The organism is Virgibacillus carmonensis, assembly GCF_057836705.1.
In genome coordinates, this window is record NZ_JBYQFJ010000023.1 from 1 (window position 1) to 19395 (window position 19395).

A 19395-nucleotide genomic window follows, 5' to 3' on the forward strand; every position below is an offset into this window, starting at 1 on the left:
CCTACACGGTGATAGCCACGCTTTTTTATTTACTGGGTTTTGTCCCAGCCTCTTTATTTGATTTGATAGTACGATAGGCAAGCAAAATATTTTCTCTAGATGTAATGACATCATAAAGATGAGAAAAGGATTGATGCTTCAAGCTTTTGTCGAACAAATCTGTGAAAGTCTCGGTCATTTCATAGTAATCCCAATATCGTAAAGCTTGCACTGTGGCATCCCTCCTTTTGGAGTGATGTTCCCACGTTCCTACCCGATCGGTGCAATACACGTTTGGAAAATAATCTTTCTCTTCGCTAGACTTGGGATTGTTCCTCCACTCTCATTACAAGAGATTCATCAGTCATACCCCTACCCTCGCAAGGATAAATGCTCTTTGGCATAAGCCTTATAGCAAACGTTTTGGATGACAGTCCTTGGTTCAACGTTCCTTGTTTTCCAAGTCCCTTACAACCTAGCTATCGATACTGAACTTAGGTGTTCCCCTGGAAGCCTGTGAGCTGGATACCGCCTTAGTCCAGTATAGCGTGTTTCATAGGGCCAATTTTTACTTCACACCACTCACCCCATCGTTGGATGGGACATAAGTTTCCCTATGTTCAAACTTTAGACCTGTATATTCGGTTATTCGTCAGTTTCGTTTCTCTGAAACCATTCTCACCATATCCAGTTTTTCAGCCGTGCGGCATATCCGTCGGCTTACCTTCTCCGAAGGAGTGGCTATAGCCTTCGTTCTGCCGAATCTACCTGTACTTCAAACCCCGTAACCTGTCAGTTACGACGCATGCAGGAGTATTGACGGGATGATTTCAGGAAACTTGGTTCCGACATTCCCATCCTCGGTTGTAAAGTTAGGATTATACGCTACATAACCCCCTGCATTTCACGCTTCAAAGCGCTTATAGCAGAACTTGTCGAGCGTGGCCCTATTGCGGAACAAAAAAATTATATAAGATACAAATCAAGCAATGTTTGTACAGAAAGCCAGAAGTAATATAAGTAATGGTATCCCAAGTACAACGAGCCAAAATTCTGGAGAGCCAACCAAGTCTAAGTAAAACGGTGTAGTCATAAACCACCCGAACGTTGCCAGGAATACAATGCCGCAAAATGTTGAAAAAGCAATAAATAGTACAATTAGGATACATATAAACAACGTATTTTTTATTGCCTGAAGCATTACTATTCTCTCCTTTCTGAGAAGATTCCATATAAATGTCTGCCTAACATCTCTAATGCTTCCTTCTTAATAGCAATGTATTTTCTCTTCCCTATAAACAATTGCGGATAAATCACCTCATCACTAAACCTCTTTCCATCGTTACGTTTTTGCAGGTATTTTAATTGTATGAGTTGCTGTTCACATGTGCCCAACGTATTGACAGCTTGATTTAGGATATTTATCCACTCCGAAGCCTGAATTTGTTTTAACGCAAATGACTCTGTTTTACTTTTCTTAAAATCACCAGAACCGTGCGGCATGTCGGAAACTTGTGAAACAATACACGGTACTTGGGTTCTTTTTGCTACTGCCTTGACCTTAAAATAGCGGTCTAGCCAATTTTTTTCCGCATATTCAATATAAAATTGTTCCTCATCCTTTAATATTTCCTCTATTTCTTCTTGTGAGAAGATGTTTTCCATATGAGAAGCAAACTGCATCAAATCAACTCCTTAACAGTAATGAAAGCATAGTAATTAAAAATATAGATTAAACCAATCCATCATTAACTGATTGATATTTGTGGAACGTAATACCATGTAATAGTTGAATGGGAAAGATCTATATAAGTCTCCGTTTTTGACTAGATCTGATGGCCTTCCTAAATTCATATCATAGTAATTTCTTTCACTTTTATATGGTCTTGCATGGTTTGTGTCTTACTCTTTCCCACTGTTATAATTACTTTCGTCATTCAAAAGCTCGCTCATATTTCCTTACCGGAAATACACTTATGAAACGATGAGGATACAATTTCATACAATCCATGTTGAGTTTTAGTGAGATTCATATTCGTTTCTGGAACATAACAGGGTTTTTCTTGTTGAATTGTATTTTCACTTAATTATTTCCATCAGATCTATTAGTCACCTTTACACCCTCCTTCAATAGTTCAAATCATTAAAATAAACTACAAGATAGTGACTTTGTGTAAATAGATGAAATAACACGATACTAATCAAATCCTCGACTTAAAATGGTGCTTTCCTTATTTAGTTTAAATATGCTATACTAAAGACCCTTTTGATTGGCAGGTAAAACAGATTGTGATATTAGGCGTATCGCTTATTTATGTTTTTCTGCTTTTTTAAGTACTCTCTTGTTTGTTCAACAGTGGGTACAGCTTTATCACCAACTGAACTTTTATGCTTCATCCACTCTTTCAACTTTTGATTGGTTTCCATCTGACTATCCTTTGGATCAAATAGCATTACGCTCCTCATTCCCTTCCACATATTACCATCACCTTTCTATAAACTTTCTATCTGTTTTCATTCGTTCAATGGCTTGATTTTTACGGTAATTAGAAGCTCGATTCACTACCACATTCATGTTGCCTATAATTCGCCACCACGTGCGTCCTTTGTCATCCAATTTGTAAGCAACTTCATCAGCTTGAAACTCTTCTGGAGTTATATTTGATGTTGCCCATATAGGTTTTCCTGCACGTTCTCGCCCATTAATGATTTGAAACATCCAATCCTTTTCTTCGCCTGATAAACGTTGACTGCTCATGAAATCATCCCATATTAATAAATCCGCCTTAAGACATGCCCCCATGATTTCCTCAAAGGACTCTGTATTTTTAAAGTTTTTCGTTGCTAGTAATCTACTAAACAAGTCTTTTTCCGTAATAAAGATAACAGTATGCCCTTGATCAAGTAACTCATTTCCTCCTGATGCGGTTAGGTGACTTTTACCATTACCAGTTTCACCTATAAGAAAAACACCTAATTTCCCTCTCTCCTTAAAGTGATTAACAGCATGTTCGATTTCTTGTTTTGCTTCTTTCGTACCTTTTCTTGAAATAAAGTTAGTAAATGTCATATTTCTTATCTGAGTCATCGAACTACTTAATCTTAGAACCTGATTTATTCGTATCTGTTTTGCTCTGTTTGCTTGTTCTCGCTTAAATTGTTCATCATGTACAATTTCACATGGACATGCACAAGTTACCCAACGCTTTTCTTTTTTGATTGGATGTTCTATTGGTATTTGCGGTTTATCCTTACCACAGTACTTGCATGTAATAGGCTCTGGTTTACTACCATTTGGAGACATTCCAGCACGTTCTAGCACTTTATCTATTTGCTTATACATCCGTATCCTCCTTGTTATACCCTCGAATAAAAATACTAAAGTCTTCCTCTTGTTTACTAGATCTATTCTTTTTTTGTGAAGTTGTTCTTTTATTACTAATCGATTCTTTATGATTATGAAACGCTATTTCCTCTGCATTTGCTTGGTCTAGATTGGTGATGTTTTTGTTGTACCATGATTTTAGTATCTTCTCTGTATAGCCCCAAGATTTCTTACTACGCTTAATAGAACGCTTCATAGCCTCAATTACTAATTTTTCTCCAGAATCATCTATCCATTTCAGAATGGATTCCTGTTCGTATGGACTAGCTATACCAAAATTTTGTTCGTAGAAGGAAATGGCTTTGTCAGTAGTAGTAGTTATAATATCTTTATCTACTTCTTTATCTTCTTCTACTTCTTCTTCTATTGCGTGACTGTCACGTGACGTCACCAATTTGCTGTTTTGTTGTATTTGTTTTGCTTGTTGACGAGCTCTTTGTTTTTGCTTCCTCAACCTATTTTGGTTTCTTACTCTCTCCATACCTTCAATATTTTGATGTTTTTCCCAGTTTGTAATTTGAATGAAGGAGTTTCGATCAATTTCTATCATCCCAAAATTATTTAGTGTTTTTAAAGCGAGCCGAACGGTATTAATTGGTCTATCGAAAATGGTGGCTAACATTTCATCTGTATATGGAATGTTTTCGTTTAAATAAATATATCCACTTGCATTAGTTTTACCTGCCTGTGATAGTAATTTTATCCAAATGATTAGAATCGTATCAGCTTCAGGCACATGTTCAATCAACTTTATTTTTTCATCTTCAAACATGGCTGTATTTAATTTTATCCATTTTATTTCGCTCAAATCTAGCCCTCCTTACTTCCTATTCTCCAACCATTCTTCCAGAAATAGTTTTGCTTCTTCTGCTGGAAAATACCATTTTCCACCGACTTTAATTTTCGGGAAATCCTCATTAAAGAAAAAGTTGTTTTGTATCGTGTTCCAACTCATGCAGGTACGTCTTTTTAATTCGTTGGAATCCCAATACACTAGTTCCTTATCAAGTTCCTCTATTCGGTTTTCAATTGCATCTAGATACATTTGCTTGATCTTATTTTCATCAACTTGTACTTGAATCATAAGCACACCTCCATATACTCTTTAAAGATCTTCCCAGATAGCTTGACCTGCCCCTTCCCAGTGATTAATTACTGGGTCAAACAAACCTTCCTAATATATATACATCAATCTTTCAACCTTTGTTTTACAATTCTCGGAGTTAGTTATAAGATTTTACTAACATCATTTACATAAAATTGTTTCGTCTTCGTGAATCACTCTTAACTGATGTCCGTTAAATATCTTTGTTTATTGACTCATGAAATACTCTCGTAAGGTCATTGATAAGTTTTTTATCAATCGTGTTTAAAAAAACATCCGGGAATAAATTCCTCATATCCTTATTAAAATAATGTTCATATTTAATCATTGTTTCCCTTCCCGGGTTAACAACACCCTTCTCTAGTTTTCGCACATAAACCGTTGATATACCAAGCTCTATGGCAAGCTGTTGCTGAGTAAAATTGTGTTGATCTCTGAGTTGCAAAAGTAATTTACGTTCCATTATATTCACCTCTTATTGATAACTTTTTTATCATTAAAGATAGTATATTAGATAAAATACTTATCGTCAATTGTTTTCGGAAAAGAAATTTATCATTGATAACTTTTTTATCTGATATTGGTTATAATAGAAGTGAATAGAGGTGTTATTGATGGAAAAGAAAAATGGAGTTTTTGGAAAAAGATTGAAATTACAAAGAGCGAAACACGAGAAAAAACAAGAGGAGGTAGCAAATGCAATAAAAGTTTCAAGGGCAAGATATTCGCATTATGAAAATAATCATGTCGAACCCGATTTAGATATTATAAAAAGACTAGCTGATTTCTATAATGTATCGAGTGATTATCTATTAGGAATAACTGATAAACCTAATTATAATATTATTGAAACTGATGTAATACAAGAGGACGATGAAGACTACAAAACGCTTAACAGATATGGACGCAAAATGACACCCGAGCAAAGGAAAAGAGCAGTTAAAATCCTTGAAGCAACATTTGAGGAGTTGTTTGATAATGAGGACTAAACCAGATTATAAAAACGCCAAAAACATGGCTCAAAAGGTATTGCAAGAACACAATGTAGACCAAATCCCAGTCAATGTTGGCTCAATTTTAAAATCTTATAAAAACATCAAACTTATAACCTATAATGAAATGTCAAAAATGTTTAATCTTACCGAAAAAGAAATAATTGATATAAATGCTTCAAAAGATGGGGTGATACAATATTCTGGAAGCAGAAACAAATACTTTATATCTTATAATGAAAATGTTGCTATTAAAGGCAGGATAAATTGGACGTTAGCTCATGAACTAGGTCATTATATTTTAAATCACCATAAAGAAACTAATTGCTCTCTTTTGGAAGAGAGTAGTTTGACACTAGAACAAAATTATGTTGTTGAAAGTGAAGCAAATTGTTTTGCTAGAGAACTTTTGGCACCTCCACCTGTTCTAAGGGAGTTAAATGTAATTAACCAGGAATCCATTTCTGAATTATGTGGGTTATCGGATCACGCATCTAAAAACATACAAAATTTCCTAATTAAAGGGATGAAGGAATTTGGTATAGCATATACACCGGACGACCCAATATTAGAACTGTTTTCTGATTTTATTAACATTGTTAAGAATATCAAATGTTGCAATAAATGTAATCACATCTTTTCAGCTTCGAAACCTCACTTTTGTCCAAATTGTGGTAGTGATAATCTAGTTATAAATATCAATCCTAGCAGAAGTAATAAAACATTATTTAATACTATAAGAACGGATATAACAAGTAATCAAGTAAAGCATTGTCCAAATTGCAAACATAAAGACATAGATGAAGATGCGAATTATTGCAAAATATGTAGCGCATATCTTATCAATAAATGTACAGGCTTTGACATTACCACGAAACACTTATTCAAACAATCAATAAAATGGCATGAAATCGAACTTGGGTGTGGTGAATTTTTAGATGAAAAGTCTCGGTATTGCACAAAATGTGGATCCTTCTCTACCTTTTATCTAGAGGGGTTGTTACAAGATTGGGAAAACGAATCATCACCTGATCCCGTTTTTGTTTCAAATAATGAAAATTAATATCGAGTTAAACTTAGATACATTTGTAGCTCAATAACTTTTTTTAAAAAAGGAGGAGTATTAATGGGATTATCCTTTCGTCAACGTAAAGATAAAAAATGGGAGTATAGGGTTAAAATAAAAGACCCCATTACAAAAAAGTATAAAGAAAAGTCTAAACGTGGATTCAGAACAAAACCAGAAGCTAGATTTGAAGCACAAAAGGTTGAAAAGAATCTGTTAGAAGGATTCTACGTGTCGAATATTTCCCTTCATTACTTCCTAGATTTCTGGATGCAAGAATATAAAGAAGATATTGTAAGGAGGAACACTTATAAAACCCTACAAAATAGTATAGAAAATCACATCAAGCCCTATTTTAAAAACATAGAAATACAAGAGCTAACGCCAGAATTATACCAAAAGTTCCTGAATTATTTACACGATAAAGGATTAGCTTAAAATACAATCAAAAAAGTTCATAATGCTTTAAATGGTGCTATGAATCGGGCTGTTATTAATAAGCAGGTAATAACCAATCCATGCAAAAATGCTGTCTTTAAAGGCATGGAGAAAAAAGAGGATTTAAAATTCATTGAATCATCAGATGTAAACCAATTTCTGACATTCGCCTATGATTACGGTTATATTTATTGGATGTTTTTTAAATTATTAATAGAAACTGGTATGCGAAAAGGTGAAGCTGGTGCTTTACAGTGGACTGATATAAATTTGAATGACATGAAAATTAACATTAGTAAGAGCCTTGACTTCCAGGCAAGTAATGAAACTGAATTATTTGGTGAAACCAAAAACTACAATTCTAAGCGAGTAATTTCAATGAGTAAATCTCTTTCAGATGAATTACGCTTTCATGCTAATTGGCAAAATCAAAATAAAACAGACATTAATGATTTATATCATCATAATTTGAATCTTGTATTATGCAGAAAAGATGGAAACTTTATGCCTAAATCAAGTCTTTTTAATGCATTTGAACGGATATTAAAACGATCAGGTATTAAATCATTACCGATTCACTCTCTACGCCACACACATGCTGTGTTGTTATTAGAATCTGGTGCAGATATGAAATATGTACAAGAACGTTTAGGGCATGGAAGTTATCAAATTACTGCAGATGTATACTCTCACGTATCAAAGAAAATGGAACAAAAAAATACCGCCCAGTTCGAATCCTACATGGACGATATTTTAAAGTGAAATTATTTTTTTAAATTTTTCGTGGGCATTTCGTGGGCGTTCGTTACATTTCAATACTTATTTTATATATCACCCACGATATAAACCCTTTTAAATCAACGTTAATAGCTAGTTAGATACTGTTCTCTCTCCCAAGGGTGAACAGTTGTTCTAAACATGTCCCATTCAATTTCTTTTGCCTCTACAAAGTGTTCATATAAGTGATCTCCTAGCGCTTCTTTAATGACTTCATCTTTCTCAAGTTCTTCTAGTGCATCCATTAATGTTGCTGGAAGATCTTTTATTCCATTTTTTATACGCTCAGTTTTATCCATAGCATAGATATTACGATCAACAGGGTTAGGTGGTGTAAGATTGTTTTCAATACCATCTAATCCAGATGCAAGAAGGACTGCCATGGCCATATAAGGGTTTGCAGCAGGATCCACACTCCTAGCTTCAATTCGAGTACTTAACCCTCTTGAAGAAGGAATACGTATTAGCGGACTACGGTTCAGTCCTGACCAAGCTACATAACAAGGAGCTTCATATCCTGGAACTAAACGTTTATAAGAATTTACCGTCGGGTTTGTAACAGCTGTAAAATTTGTAGCATGCTTAATGATTCCTGCAGTAAACTGCTTAGTTAATTCACTAAGTTGCATATCACCTTTCTCATCAAAAAACATATTTTTATTGTCTTTAAATAAGGACATGTTTACGTGCATTCCAGATCCGTTCACACCAAATAATGGTTTTGGCATAAAGGTTGCGTGTAAATTGTGTTTTCTGGCGATAGTTTTAACTACCAATTTAAATGTTTGAATATCATCAGCATGCTTAACCGCATCAGAATATTTAAAGTCTATTTCATGCTGTCCTGGAGCAACCTCATGGTGTGATGCTTCGATTTCAAATCCCATTTCTTCTAATTCAAGTACGATATCACGACGACAATTTTCACCTAAATCTGTAGGTGCAAGATCGAAGTAACCGCCTCTATCATTTAATTCTAAAGATGGATCACCTTTTTCGTCTAGTTTAAATAAGAAGAATTCAGGCTCAGTACCGATGTTAAAAGCAGTAAAACCTAGCTTTTCCATCTTTTTAAGATTACGTTTTAAATTGTACCTTGGGCAACCTTCAAAAGGTGTTCCATCAGGATTATAAATATCACAAATAAATCTTGCTACTTTTCCTTTGTCGGATGTCCATGGATAGACAACAAAAGTATCCATGTCAGGATATAGGTACATATCAGATTCTTCAATGCGAACAAATCCTTCGATAGAAGAACCATCGAACATCATTTTGTTATCTAATGCTTTTTCCAACTGACTTAATGGGATTTCAACATTCTTAATTGTTCCCAGCATATCCGTGAATTGCAATCTTATAAATCGTACATTTTCCTCCTCGATTTTTTTATAAATATTTTTTTTCGTCATTTCTGAACTCATCATTCATCCTCCTTGGATTAAACAGCATGTATTTTAATGAAAAAATCTTGATAACTCGCCTTGTCGTAAACTCGATTTACCAAATCGTCCTGCTTCATACAATTCATGTTTTAACATGTGCCGTAATTCACGATCTGTAATTTCTTTTGGCTTTTCTTCTATGAAATTTTTATTATTGTTAGTTGGATCCAACAATAATTTTACTCCAGCCAAATTTACACCTTTATCTAGAAGGTTCTTTATTTCTAGTAGGCGATCAACATCATTAAATGAAAATAATCGTTGGTTTCCTGTTGTTCTTGCTGGTTGAATCAGGTCATTATCCTCATAATTCCTAATTTGTCTGGCTGTTAATTCTGTTAATTTCATAACTATCCCAATTGCAAATAAGGGCATCGAACGGCGATCCTGATCATTCATTGGACACCCTCCTACTTTGTTATTATTCATATTTTATAATATGTAAGGTATTTTGTCAACATAATGTAAGGTTTTCTTACATTAAAAATTGTATGGAAAAAAATTACCATGTAACCATTTATCTTTTACCCTATTTACATAAAGTCAAACTTCATAAAAAAGATTTCTGACGGTCAAACTAAAATGAAAATTTATTCCTCAACTAAAAGGGATTTTAAAGATTCCTTTAATGCTATTTTTACGTGTTCATAGGTCAGACCGCCTTGAACGAAAGCTGTATAAGGTTCTCGAATCGGTCCATCAGCTGTTAATTCTAGACTGGCACCTTGAATAAATGTTCCAGCTGCCATGATTACCTTACTATCATATCCAGGCATTGCGCTGGGATATGGGGTAACAAACGAATTCACAGGTGAATTTTGTTGAATGGTTTGACAAAAAGCGATCATTTGCTCTGCAGTCTGAAATGTTACAGATTGTATAAGGTCAGTACGATCAGCTTCATAATGAGGATTGGATGAAAACCCTGCAAGTTGAAGTATTCTAGCTGTAAAGATAGCACCCTTAAGTGCTTCACCTACAACGTGTGGAGCTATAAATAAACCTTGAAACATCTCTTGTAGCATATTTAATGTGGCACCTGTTTCTTTACCAAGCCCAGGAGCAGTTAAACGATGGGCGCATTTCTCTACAAGATCTTTATTTCCAACAATATATCCACCTGCTCGTACAATACCACCACCGGGATTTTTAATTAACGATCCTGCAATAATATCCGCCCCAACTTGGAGTGGTTCTATTTCTTCAACAAACTCCCCGTAACAATTATCAACAAATATAACAATTGATTTATCAATGTTCTTTACGAACTGGACCATCTCTTCAATTTCTTTGATAGTAAAGGATGGCCTGTCCGCATAACCCTTAGACCGTTGTATACCAATAACTTTTGTTTGTTTTGATATAGAACTTTTTATTTGGTCAAAATCAATTTGTCCATTTGCCATCAAGTCAATTTGTTTGTAGGAGATTTGGTAATTTAATAACGATCCATTGTCGTTTTCAGGTGTTCCAATAACACCTTCTAATGTGTCATAAGGTCTCCCCGTAATATACATAAGCTCATCAGATGGGCGTAATAATCCAAATAATGTTGTTGAAATAGCATGTGTACCTGAAACGAGTTGCGGGCGAACAAGAGCGTCCTCCCCACCGAATATGTCTGCATAAACCTTTTCGATTATCTCTCTTCCATAATCATCATATCCATAACCAGTTGTTGCATTAAAATGACTATCGCTAACACGATTACGTTTAAATGCATCCAGTACACGTTTTTGATTATATTCTACAATCGATGCTACTTTTTCGTGCTGTTCTTTACAATCTAATTCAGCCTTTTTTGCTATTTTTTCTATCATGAATCACTTATTGCTCCTTTAGTATGTTTTGGATTGGATGGTTTTGTTTGATGAAGCCATTTATTTTATATTGATCCAATTCAGCATCAAATTCTCTTCCTTTTATTATGGTTTCATGTTCTAATCTGTTTATCATCTTTCCTTCATCAGGATCAAGTGCTGTCGAATACCAATCCCATTCTGATTCTAATAGTGATTCAATTTTTGTAAACAATTTGGTAATGTCTTCTTTATCAAATGCACTTATCACAATATATGGATGGTTGTTAGGGATAAACTCTTCGTTTATTTTATCTTTTTTATTATATACCGTTAGCGTAGGTATCGAAGTAGCGCCTAAATCTTGGAGTAGCTTACGGACAGTTTCTTGGTGTTGTTCTTTGTCCGGATGAGAGCCATCTACTACATGTAAAATAAAATCTGCCTCCGTAACTTCTTCCAATGTTGACCTGAATGCAGCAATCAATGATGTAGGGAGATCTTGCAGAAACCCAACTGTATCTGTCACCAATGCTTGAAATCCAGACGGGAATTGAAAATGTCTAGTTAACGGATCAAGTGTTGCAAATAACTGATCTTCTTCAAGTGATTGTTCTTTTGTGATCCGGTTAAATAACGTTGATTTTCCAGCATTTGTGTATCCCACAATCGCAAGTTGAAAAGCTTGATTTGTTTTTCTACGCTTCCGGTATTGCTCGCGTTGGCTTACTACCACCTTGAAACGACGTTGAATATCATATATTCTCCGTCTTATATGTCGCTGATCTGTTTCCAATTTAGTTTCCCCTGGACCTCTTGTCCCAATTCCTGCTCCTAAGCGTGATAATTCGGTTCCTTGTCCATGGAGTCTAGGTAATAAATATTCCAGTTGTGCAAGCTCTACTTGGAGTTTACCTTCTTTTGTTTTTGCGCGCATTGCAAAAATATCAAGTATTAGCTGACTCCGATCGATCAGACGCACACCAAATTGCTCGGATAAATTTCGTGATTGGCCAGCAGACAATTCATCATTTGAAATAACAATGTCAATTTCCAATTCCTCAATAAAATCACTTATCTCATCTATTTTACCCTTACCAATGTAATTTGCAGGGTGAATCCGATTTCTTTTTTGTGTAACAACTTTTTTAACCGTACCGCCTGCAGTGTTACATAACGATGATAGTTCTTGTAAGGAAGATTCAAAATGCTCATCTGTTTGTTCTGGGTGCTTAACTGCTATTATCAATACTTGTTCCTGCATTTTTATCAGACCTCTTTCTTCAGCCATGTCTATTCCAACAACTATTGCTTATACCTATCCCGTAATAAACGAGCGCTACCGCTTTTACTTTTTCCTAAACCTATCATAGCAAAGTGAAAACCTTATCACAATTTGTATGATAAGGTTTACTCAATTAGCTTACCTAATAACTTGGCAATTTATCAAAGACCAAATCTTGTTTTGTAAGGGTTATCAATGTATCAGTAGAAATTTTGCTCTGATTTAATATACGCATTGCCTGCTTGCGAATTGATTGTTCGATAACATTTCGGACGAAACGTGCATTCGAAAAATTGCTAGGAGAATGATTTTTTTCCATAATAATCTGTTCCTTAAGCTTCCACTCTGCCTCATTTGTTAATTGATATTCTCTCTCACGCAACATCTTTTTTGCAATTTGTACTAATTGGTCAACTGCATAATCTTCAAAATCAAGAATGAAAGGAAATCTGGACTTTAAACCTGGATTTAATAATAAAAATCGTTCCATTTCATATGGATAGCCTGCCAAAATTAACACAAAATCATCATGGTCATCTTCCATATGTTTTACTAAAGTGTCAATTGCTTCTTTACCAAAGTCCTTTTCCCCTCCACGTGCAAGGGAATATGCTTCATCAATAAATAATATACCGCCAGCGGCTTTCTGTATGATTGCACGTGTTTTTTGTGCGGTTTGGCCAATGTACTCGCCAACTAAATCTGCTCGTTCTGCTTCAATGAAATGTCCTTTTGAAAGTATATTCATATCATAATAAGCAGACGCTAATTTCCTGGCAATTGTTGTTTTTCCAGTACCCGGATTACCTTTAAATAACATATGCAGTACCTGATTAGATGAATTAAGACCTACTTGTTTTCGCTTTTCATTAATAGTAATCATTGCATATATTTCTTTTATAGATTGTTTTAAATAGTCCATTCCTACGAATGATGAGAACTCTTGGTCAATACGATAAAATGGACTACTCTCGTTATACGATAGACGCTGGTCTGACTCTACTCTCACGCCATTCTTATCATATAAAACAATATTAATTTGCCCATTTTTATTTTGCATCATTTGCGATTCCAAATCATCACCCCTTAGTCAATTTAGTATACGCACCAAATGAAAAAGTTGTGACAAACGCCTAATAAAAAACCGGAAACTCAACTATTTATAAGTATCCGGTTTCGTTATCTATTCTTTTTCTAGAGTTATATTTTTAACTGGTGCAAAGGTTGAAATCGCATGTTTAAAAATAAGTTGTTGTTTACCATCCGCCTCTAATAAGACAGTAAAATTATCAAAAGCTTTAACAACTCCTCTTAATTGAAAGCCATTTATCAGGAATACTGTAACTGAAATGTGATCTTTCCTTAATTGATTTAAATATTGCTCCTGAATGTTTACTGATTGCGCCATTGTATTTCCTCCTTTTCTATCTATATATATTTAGTTCTACTTTTCTTTCAACATTCCTGCTATATCTGTTAAAATAGTTCGAAATCTTTCATCAATTGCGTCAGATTCTACAGAATACCAATTAACATCCATCTTATTCTTAAACCATGTATATTGCCGTTTGGCAAATCTTCTGGAATTACGCTTTAATAACTCAATGGCTTCTTCCAGAGAATAATCCCCTTTAAAATATGGGATGAATTCCTTATAACCAATACCTCTCATAGATTGATGATTTTCGAATCCCTTGGAATACAACTGATGTACCTCATAAAGTAGTCCATTCTGAATCATTTTATCAACTCTATTATTAATCCGGTTATATAACATCCGTCTTTCCATATCTAATCCAATAAAAATGGGATCATAAGGCGACTCCTTTTGTTCTTCCTGATATTCAGTCATTGTTTTTCCAGTTGTTTCAACTATTTCAATTGCACGAATAAGGCGTCGATGGTTGTTAGGATGTATTTTCAATGCCTGTTCTGGATCAAATTCTTTTAAACGATCATGTAAATGATTAGCCCCCGACTTTTCCAGTTCATTTTCCAACTGGGTCGTTCGTAACGGATCTCTTGCATCGTTAGCGAAGTTATAGTTGTACAATGCTGACTGAATATAAAGACCACTACCTCCAACAATGATTGGCAAACGTTTCTTAGCTTCAATTTTATTAATATAATCCTGAACATGCCTCTGGAAATCCGCTACCGAGAAATCCTCGTTTGGGTCTTTTATATCAATCATATAATGAGGAATACCTTGTTTCTCATCTTCTCTAACTTTGGCTGTTCCTACATCCATACCCCTATACACTTGCATAGAATCTCCACTAATGATTTCACCATTAAACTGTTTTGCAAGTTTGATACTTAATTTTGTTTTACCTACAGCTGTAGGACCTACAATAGCAATAACTTTTTGTTTCATCATTTCCTCCTAGTTACATAACCCTTTTAAACATTTTTTCTAACTCATAGGAAGAAAAATGTACGATAATTGGACGTCCATGGGGACAGGTAAAGGGATCTGTCGTCTTGCGTAAATCTTCGAGTAAGCGAAACATATCTTTTTCATTTAAATAATGATTAGCCTTAATCGAACCCTTACAGGACATCATAATAGCCGCCTCTTCACGAATTGATTCAATCGTTACTTTTTCATCGGCCATTATTTGATCAACCATTTCCCGTATCACTTCTTCCTCGTAGCCAGTCGGGAACCATGAAGGATGCGATCGTATAATATATGTTTGATTCCCAAATTCCTCAAAAAACAACCCAACCTTTTTAAATTCTTCTTCATACTGATCAATAAAAATGGATTCTTGCTTAGAGAATTCAAATGACATTGGTAACAGTAATTCTTGAAGGGTATTTTCTGATTTCCCTAGTTTATCCCTGAAAAATTCATACTTCACTCGTTCTTGAGCAGCATGTTGATCAATCATATATAACCCATTTTCATTTTGCGCCAATAAATAGGTACCGTGCAGTTGACCAATTGGATACATTATTGGTACACGATCTTGTCTAGATATTGTTTGTGTGTTCGATTCTACTTCATCAAAAGAAAGCGATTCTTTTTCATTAACTTGGAATCCAGATTGCACATCATTATTAGAAATGGAATCAGTATGTTGTGCCTTACTGCCTATTGGCCTGAAATGCGATTCATGCATCACTTGTTTTGGTTCATCGAATGTTATGGAAGGCTGGAAGGATTGTGGTTTTCTTGGCTCAGCATGTTCCATCTCAGGAATCAGTGATGTTTGCCGAAACGTTTGCCGAATCATTTCTTCAATCATTTGGAACAACTCTTTTTCTTTACTGAATCTGACTTCAAGTTTTGTAGGGTGTACGTTTACATCTACTAGAATTGGATCCATGGTTATCGACAAAACAACAATGGGCATTCGACCAATTGGTAGCAGCGTATGATAGCCCCTAGTGATAGCTTGAGATAAAGGAATGCTCTTAATGAATCTTCCGTTAATAATAGTAGAAATATAATTTCGCGCGGATCTCGTTATCTCAGGTTTTGCAATGTATCCATTAATTTGAAAGTCTAATGTTTTCTCTTCAACAGGTACCATTTTTTTTGCAACGTTCATTCCATAAACTTGGGAAATAACCTGAAGCAAATCATCTGTTCCAGCCGTCTTAAATAATTGTCTCCCATTATGTGTAAGTTCAAACCGTACATTGGGGTGTGATAAAGCTAAACGATTTATTAAGTCCGTAATATGGCCAAGTTCTGTGTGAATGGTTTTCATATACTTTAATCGAGCGGGTGTATTAAAAAATAAATTTTCCACAAGAATTTCTGTTCCCATGCGAGCGTCACTTTTAGACTGGTTGATTATTTTTCCGCCTTCAAGTTGTATACTTGTACCTGAATGATCACCTTCAGAAGTCTTAATTTTCAGCATACTCACGGCTGCAATACTTGCCAATGCTTCTCCGCGAAAACCTAGTGTTTTAACATGAAATAAATCCGTTTCATTTTTAATTTTACTAGTAGCATGAGGTAAAAATGATCTAGCACAATCCGTTTCAGACATTCCTTCCCCATCATCGGTAACCTTAATCTTTTGTAATCCAGCCTCTTCAACTTCAATTTTAATCCATGTACTATTAGCATCTATACTATTCTCCACCAGTTCCTTTACAACCGATGCTGGTCGTTCCACAACTTCTCCGGCCGCTATTTTATTTGCAAGCGCATCGGACATTTGGAATATTTTCATCAAAAAATCCTTTCTACTCCTACTTTCTAAGCTTCTTTTGCAAACGGTTCAACTCATTCATAGCATCAAGCGGAGTCATGTCAAATAAATTCAATTTTTTTAGCTCTACAATAATGGACTCGTGCGATTTTTCGATTGCCGTCGTTCGAGTGGGTGATGCTTCTTCGGCAAAAAAGGATAACTGATTTGCGCTCTCCTTACTAACGTTACCTTCCTTCTTATCCTTCGCTTCAAAATCATGTAAAATCGATGATGCTCGATTGATCAATTGATCAGGGAGCTCAGCAAGCTTTGCAACATGGATTCCATAGCTTTCATCTGCTGCCCCTTCTTTTATTTGATGTAAAAAAACAACATTACCTTCGTACTCTTCTGCCCGAACATGGATATTCTTCAACTTAGTTAATGATTGTTCAAGCGTTGTTAATTCATGATAATGGGTAGAAAAAAGCGTTTTGGCATGAATATGATTGTGAATGTATTCGACGATGGCCTGTGCGAGTGCCATTCCATCATACGTGCTTGTTCCACGTCCTATTTCATCTAAAAGAATTAAACTATTTTTAGTTGCATTTGAAATTGCATGATTTGCTTCAAGCATTTCCACCATAAAAGTGCTTTGGCCAGAGACTAGATCATCAGCTGCCCCAATTCGAGTGAAAATTTGATCGAAAATAGTTAGCGCAGCATCCTCACACGGTACAAAGCATCCGATTTGCCCCATAAGTACGGTTAACGCTAGTTGACGCATATAGGTGCTCTTCCCGGACATATTTGGCCCTGTAATTAACAGAATATCAGAATCTTGATCCATAAAAACATCATTAGGTACAAATTCGCCATTTTTCATAACTCGTTCAACTACAGGGTGTCGTCCGTTCTTGATAGAAAGATTATCCTTCACAAAACTAGGGCGCTTATAATTATTACTTTCACTGACTGTAGCAAATGACTGTAAAACATCTATTTTACTAACTACTTCAGCAAGCCTTTGCAATTCTGGGATATAAGTTTTTAATTGGTCACGAATAGCAATAAATAGTTCGTACTCCAATTCAACACTTTTTTCTTCCGCTTCTAAAATAAGCTGTTCTTTTTCTTTTAGCTCTGGTGTAACATATCGTTCTGCATTTGTTAATGTTTGCTTTCGTTCATATCTCCCTTCAGGTAAGAGATGAAGATTGGCCTTAGTGACCTCTATATAGTAGCCAAAAACTCTATTATAGCCTATTTTCAATGATTTAATTTTTGTTTCCTGCTTTTCTTTCAGTTCCAGTTCTTTAATCCACTGTTTACCATTTTTAGAAGCATCTCGATACTTGTCCAGCATTTTATTATATCCGTCCCTGATTAATGATCCATCTTTGATAGAAACTGGGGGATTCTCAACTAAACTAGTTGACAACAGCTCTACTAATTGATTTGGAGAATGAATTTCTTTTATGATCTTATTAATCTGTTTGGAACCAAATTGATTTAGAATTGATAGTAAATCTGGAATTTTCATTAGAGATTGTTTTAATTGAATCAAATCCCTACCGTTTACATTTCCAAATGCAATACGACCTGATAAACGTTCCAGGTCATAAACGGATTTCAGTCCTTCTCTCAGTGCGTCACGTTCCATAAAGCCATTATAAAATGCGTCTACAATATCTAGTCGTTCTTCTATTTGTTTCTTATTTAGTAATGGACGTTCTATCCACTTTTTCAACAGCCTTGAGCCCATTGATGTTACTGTTTGATCTAAAACCCATAGTAAACTACCATGCTTACCTTTTTTTATTATTGTTTCTGTTAATTCTAAATTTCGTTTCGAGTACATATCAAGCTTTAAAAATTGTTTTAACTCAATGATTTTGGCCGGTTGTAAATGGCCAAGGGAACGTTTTTGTGTGTGTTGAACATAATTTAACAATCGGCTAAATGCTTTAACTAAACGTTCGTCATTTATATCATCAACTAATTTTCTATACTCCCCATTAAAAGATATTTCGTCCTGGTAGGATAATGTAACGTTCAATTTATCTCTGAGTTGCTGCTGATGTTCTGAAGGCATTTTAGACGATATGACAATTTCTTTGATTGGTTGATTATAAAGTTCATGAATTACAGCATCCCATCCATTTGAAACAAGTGCAATTCTGTTTTCACCTGTTGAGAGATCGTTATAAACAATTACATAGGATCCATCTTTAAAATAAGAAAGACTAGCAATATAGTTATTTTCTTTCTCACTTAACATATTCGATTCCATTACGGTCCCTGGGGTGATTAATTGAACAACCTCTCGTTTAACCACACCTTTTGCATATTTAGGATCTTCTACCTGTTCACAAATGGCAACTTTATAGCCTTTTTCAATTAAGTTTTTTATGTAATTTGCTGCAGCATGGTATGGTATTCCGCACATCGGAATTGGATCATCTTTTGCTGCATCACGTTTCGTTAAGGTGATTTCAAGTTCTCTGGCTGCAGCAACTGCATCATCAAAAAACATTTCATAAAAATCGCCAAGGCGGAAAAATAAAAAAGCATCCTTATAGTCAGCTTTTATTCGTAAGTATTGCTCCATCATCGGTGTATATTTAGACATGCCTATTCCTCCAAAAACAACAAAATATTCTCAAGCAATTATAGCATAAATAGAAAAGCGGAGGCGACTGTTTAGCGACGTACAAATAGATAGGACTGTGAAAGTACGTCGAACTTTACGTACATTCATCAGGACTAACTATTTGCTAGTCGCTAGAAGCCGTAGCTGGATCAAGAAAAGCGGAGGCGACTGTTTAGAAGCAGGCTCATAAACGATACCGGAAAATGAGCTTTGATTTTTCCAAAAGACTATTTTCTAAAAGATTGTTGTTTTTGACACAAAAGATATAAACTGTGTCATAACATACCGCTTCGGAAATACACTACGCTAAC

19 protein-coding genes and 1 pseudogene are annotated in these 19395 nt (G+C 35.1%); 3 read left to right on the forward strand and 17 right to left on the reverse strand.

Going from position 1 to position 19395, the window contains the following annotated elements; all coding sequences use genetic code 11:
* Positions 1–25: 25 nt before the first annotated feature.
* The 8 genes from AC3G7N_RS15495 to AC3G7N_RS15530 all read right to left on the reverse strand — a co-directional run bounded on the left by AC3G7N_RS15495 (position 26) and on the right by AC3G7N_RS15530 (position 4932).
* Positions 26–211, reverse strand: coding sequence for a hypothetical protein (locus AC3G7N_RS15495; protein ID WP_489423069.1), 186 nt, complete (start codon positions 209–211; stop codon positions 26–28).
* Between the two features lie 750 nt (positions 212–961).
* A complete protein-coding gene (locus AC3G7N_RS15500; RefSeq protein ID WP_489423070.1) occupies positions 962–1180 on the reverse strand; it encodes a hypothetical protein in 219 nt (72 codons plus the stop codon).
* 2 nt (positions 1181–1182) lie between these two features.
* Positions 1183–1662: an ArpU family phage packaging/lysis transcriptional regulator gene (locus AC3G7N_RS15505; protein WP_489423071.1), complete on the reverse strand. Its 480-nt coding sequence runs from the start codon at positions 1660–1662 to the stop codon at positions 1183–1185.
* A 612-nt stretch (positions 1663–2274) separates the two neighbouring features.
* The gene (locus tag AC3G7N_RS15510) at positions 2275–2433 is read right to left on the reverse strand and encodes a hypothetical protein (RefSeq protein ID WP_489423072.1); all 159 of its coding nucleotides are present in this window, start codon (positions 2431–2433) and stop codon (positions 2275–2277) included.
* A 31-nt stretch (positions 2434–2464) separates the two neighbouring features.
* Positions 2465–3322 (reverse strand): ATP-binding protein, encoded by an 858-nt coding sequence (locus AC3G7N_RS15515; protein WP_489423073.1) that lies wholly within the window; start codon positions 3320–3322, stop codon positions 2465–2467.
* On the reverse strand, positions 3315–4172 hold the full coding sequence (locus tag AC3G7N_RS15520) for a phage replisome organizer N-terminal domain-containing protein (RefSeq protein ID WP_489423074.1): 858 nt from the start codon (positions 4170–4172) through the stop codon (positions 3315–3317). The genes AC3G7N_RS15515 and AC3G7N_RS15520 overlap by 8 nt, the downstream gene beginning before the upstream one ends.
* Before the next feature lie 12 nt (positions 4173–4184).
* Positions 4185–4448 carry a helix-turn-helix domain-containing protein gene (locus AC3G7N_RS15525; RefSeq protein ID WP_489423075.1) on the reverse strand — a complete coding sequence of 88 codons (264 nt, stop codon included), beginning with the start codon at positions 4446–4448 and terminating at the stop codon, positions 4185–4187.
* Positions 4449–4662: 214 nt separating this feature from the next.
* Entirely contained in the window at positions 4663–4932 is a 270-nt protein-coding gene (locus tag AC3G7N_RS15530) for a helix-turn-helix transcriptional regulator (protein ID WP_489423076.1), read from the reverse strand.
* A 151-nt stretch (positions 4933–5083) separates the two neighbouring features.
* On the opposite strand from AC3G7N_RS15530, the gene AC3G7N_RS15535 reads away from it, so the two are divergent.
* The 3 genes and pseudogenes from AC3G7N_RS15535 to AC3G7N_RS15545 all read left to right on the forward strand — a co-directional run bounded on the left by AC3G7N_RS15535 (position 5084) and on the right by AC3G7N_RS15545 (position 7727).
* Positions 5084–5458 carry a helix-turn-helix domain-containing protein gene (locus tag AC3G7N_RS15535; RefSeq protein WP_489423077.1) on the forward strand — a complete coding sequence of 125 codons (375 nt, stop codon included), beginning with the start codon at positions 5084–5086 and terminating at the stop codon, positions 5456–5458.
* The gene (locus AC3G7N_RS15540; protein ID WP_489423078.1) at positions 5448–6524 is read left to right on the forward strand and encodes an ImmA/IrrE family metallo-endopeptidase; all 1077 of its coding nucleotides are present in this window, start codon (positions 5448–5450) and stop codon (positions 6522–6524) included. The genes AC3G7N_RS15535 and AC3G7N_RS15540 overlap by 11 nt, the downstream gene beginning before the upstream one ends.
* Positions 6525–6587: 63 nt before the next feature.
* A pseudogene (locus AC3G7N_RS15545) lies at positions 6588–7727 on the forward strand (site-specific integrase).
* Positions 7728–7828: 101 nt separating this feature from the next.
* Here AC3G7N_RS15545 and glnA read toward each other — a convergent pair.
* From glnA to mutS, 9 genes are all read right to left on the reverse strand, one after another.
* The gene (gene glnA, locus AC3G7N_RS15550; protein ID WP_489423079.1) at positions 7829–9166 is read right to left on the reverse strand and encodes a type I glutamate--ammonia ligase; all 1338 of its coding nucleotides are present in this window, start codon (positions 9164–9166) and stop codon (positions 7829–7831) included.
* 33 nt (positions 9167–9199) lie between these two features.
* A complete protein-coding gene (locus tag AC3G7N_RS15555; RefSeq protein ID WP_489423080.1) occupies positions 9200–9586 on the reverse strand; it encodes a MerR family transcriptional regulator in 387 nt (128 codons plus the stop codon).
* 191 nt (positions 9587–9777) lie between these two features.
* Positions 9778–11007: a methionine gamma-lyase family protein gene (locus AC3G7N_RS15560; RefSeq protein ID WP_489423081.1), complete on the reverse strand. Its 1230-nt coding sequence runs from the start codon at positions 11005–11007 to the stop codon at positions 9778–9780.
* A gap of 7 nt (positions 11008–11014) precedes the next feature.
* Complete coding sequence (gene hflX / locus AC3G7N_RS15565; RefSeq protein WP_489423082.1) at positions 11015–12277, reverse strand: GTPase HflX; 1263 nt, start codon at positions 12275–12277, stop codon at positions 11015–11017.
* A gap of 136 nt (positions 12278–12413) precedes the next feature.
* Entirely contained in the window at positions 12414–13334 is a 921-nt protein-coding gene (gene spoVK, locus AC3G7N_RS15570) for a stage V sporulation protein K (RefSeq protein ID WP_489423112.1), read from the reverse strand.
* Positions 13335–13454: 120 nt separating this feature from the next.
* Positions 13455–13679: an RNA chaperone Hfq gene (gene hfq / locus AC3G7N_RS15575; protein WP_489423083.1), complete on the reverse strand. Its 225-nt coding sequence runs from the start codon at positions 13677–13679 to the stop codon at positions 13455–13457.
* 36 nt (positions 13680–13715) lie between these two features.
* Entirely contained in the window at positions 13716–14648 is a 933-nt protein-coding gene (gene miaA, locus AC3G7N_RS15580) for a tRNA (adenosine(37)-N6)-dimethylallyltransferase MiaA (protein ID WP_489423084.1), read from the reverse strand.
* 13 nt (positions 14649–14661) lie between these two features.
* The gene (gene mutL / locus AC3G7N_RS15585; protein ID WP_489423113.1) at positions 14662–16467 is read right to left on the reverse strand and encodes a DNA mismatch repair endonuclease MutL; all 1806 of its coding nucleotides are present in this window, start codon (positions 16465–16467) and stop codon (positions 14662–14664) included.
* 19 nt (positions 16468–16486) lie between these two features.
* Positions 16487–19063, reverse strand: coding sequence for a DNA mismatch repair protein MutS (gene mutS, locus AC3G7N_RS15590; RefSeq protein WP_489423085.1), 2577 nt, complete (start codon positions 19061–19063; stop codon positions 16487–16489).
* Positions 19064–19395: the final 332 nt, after the last annotated feature.

Coding starts and splice junctions, on each gene's coding strand:
- AC3G7N_RS15500 (WP_489423070.1), bottom strand. CDS start 1,180: ATGCTTCAGGCAATAAAAAATACGTTGTTTATATGTATCCTAATTGTA.
- AC3G7N_RS15505 (WP_489423071.1), bottom strand. CDS start 1,662: ATGCAGTTTGCTTCTCATATGGAAAACATCTTCTCACAAGAAGAAATA.
- AC3G7N_RS15510 (WP_489423072.1), bottom strand. CDS start 2,433: ATGCTATTTGATCCAAAGGATAGTCAGATGGAAACCAATCAAAAGTTG.
- AC3G7N_RS15515 (WP_489423073.1), bottom strand. CDS start 3,322: ATGTATAAGCAAATAGATAAAGTGCTAGAACGTGCTGGAATGTCTCCA.
- AC3G7N_RS15525 (WP_489423075.1), bottom strand. CDS start 4,448: ATGATTCAAGTACAAGTTGATGAAAATAAGATCAAGCAAATGTATCTA.
- AC3G7N_RS15530 (WP_489423076.1), bottom strand. CDS start 4,932: ATGGAACGTAAATTACTTTTGCAACTCAGAGATCAACACAATTTTACT.
- AC3G7N_RS15535 (WP_489423077.1), top strand. CDS start 5,084: ATGGAAAAGAAAAATGGAGTTTTTGGAAAAAGATTGAAATTACAAAGA.
- AC3G7N_RS15540 (WP_489423078.1), top strand. CDS start 5,448: ATGAGGACTAAACCAGATTATAAAAACGCCAAAAACATGGCTCAAAAG.
- glnA (WP_489423079.1), bottom strand. CDS start 9,166: ATGAGTTCAGAAATGACGAAAAAAAATATTTATAAAAAAATCGAGGAG.
- AC3G7N_RS15555 (WP_489423080.1), bottom strand. CDS start 9,586: ATGAATGATCAGGATCGCCGTTCGATGCCCTTATTTGCAATTGGGATA.
- AC3G7N_RS15560 (WP_489423081.1), bottom strand. CDS start 11,007: ATGATAGAAAAAATAGCAAAAAAGGCTGAATTAGATTGTAAAGAACAG.
- hflX (WP_489423082.1), bottom strand. CDS start 12,277: ATGGCTGAAGAAAGAGGTCTGATAAAAATGCAGGAACAAGTATTGATA.
- spoVK (WP_489423112.1), bottom strand. CDS start 13,334: ATGATGCAAAATAAAAATGGGCAAATTAATATTGTTTTATATGATAAG.
- hfq (WP_489423083.1), bottom strand. CDS start 13,679: ATGGCGCAATCAGTAAACATTCAGGAGCAATATTTAAATCAATTAAGG.
- miaA (WP_489423084.1), bottom strand. CDS start 14,648: ATGAAACAAAAAGTTATTGCTATTGTAGGTCCTACAGCTGTAGGTAAA.
- mutL (WP_489423113.1), bottom strand. CDS start 16,467: ATGAAAATATTCCAAATGTCCGATGCGCTTGCAAATAAAATAGCGGCC.
- mutS (WP_489423085.1), bottom strand. CDS start 19,063: ATGTCTAAATATACACCGATGATGGAGCAATACTTACGAATAAAAGCT.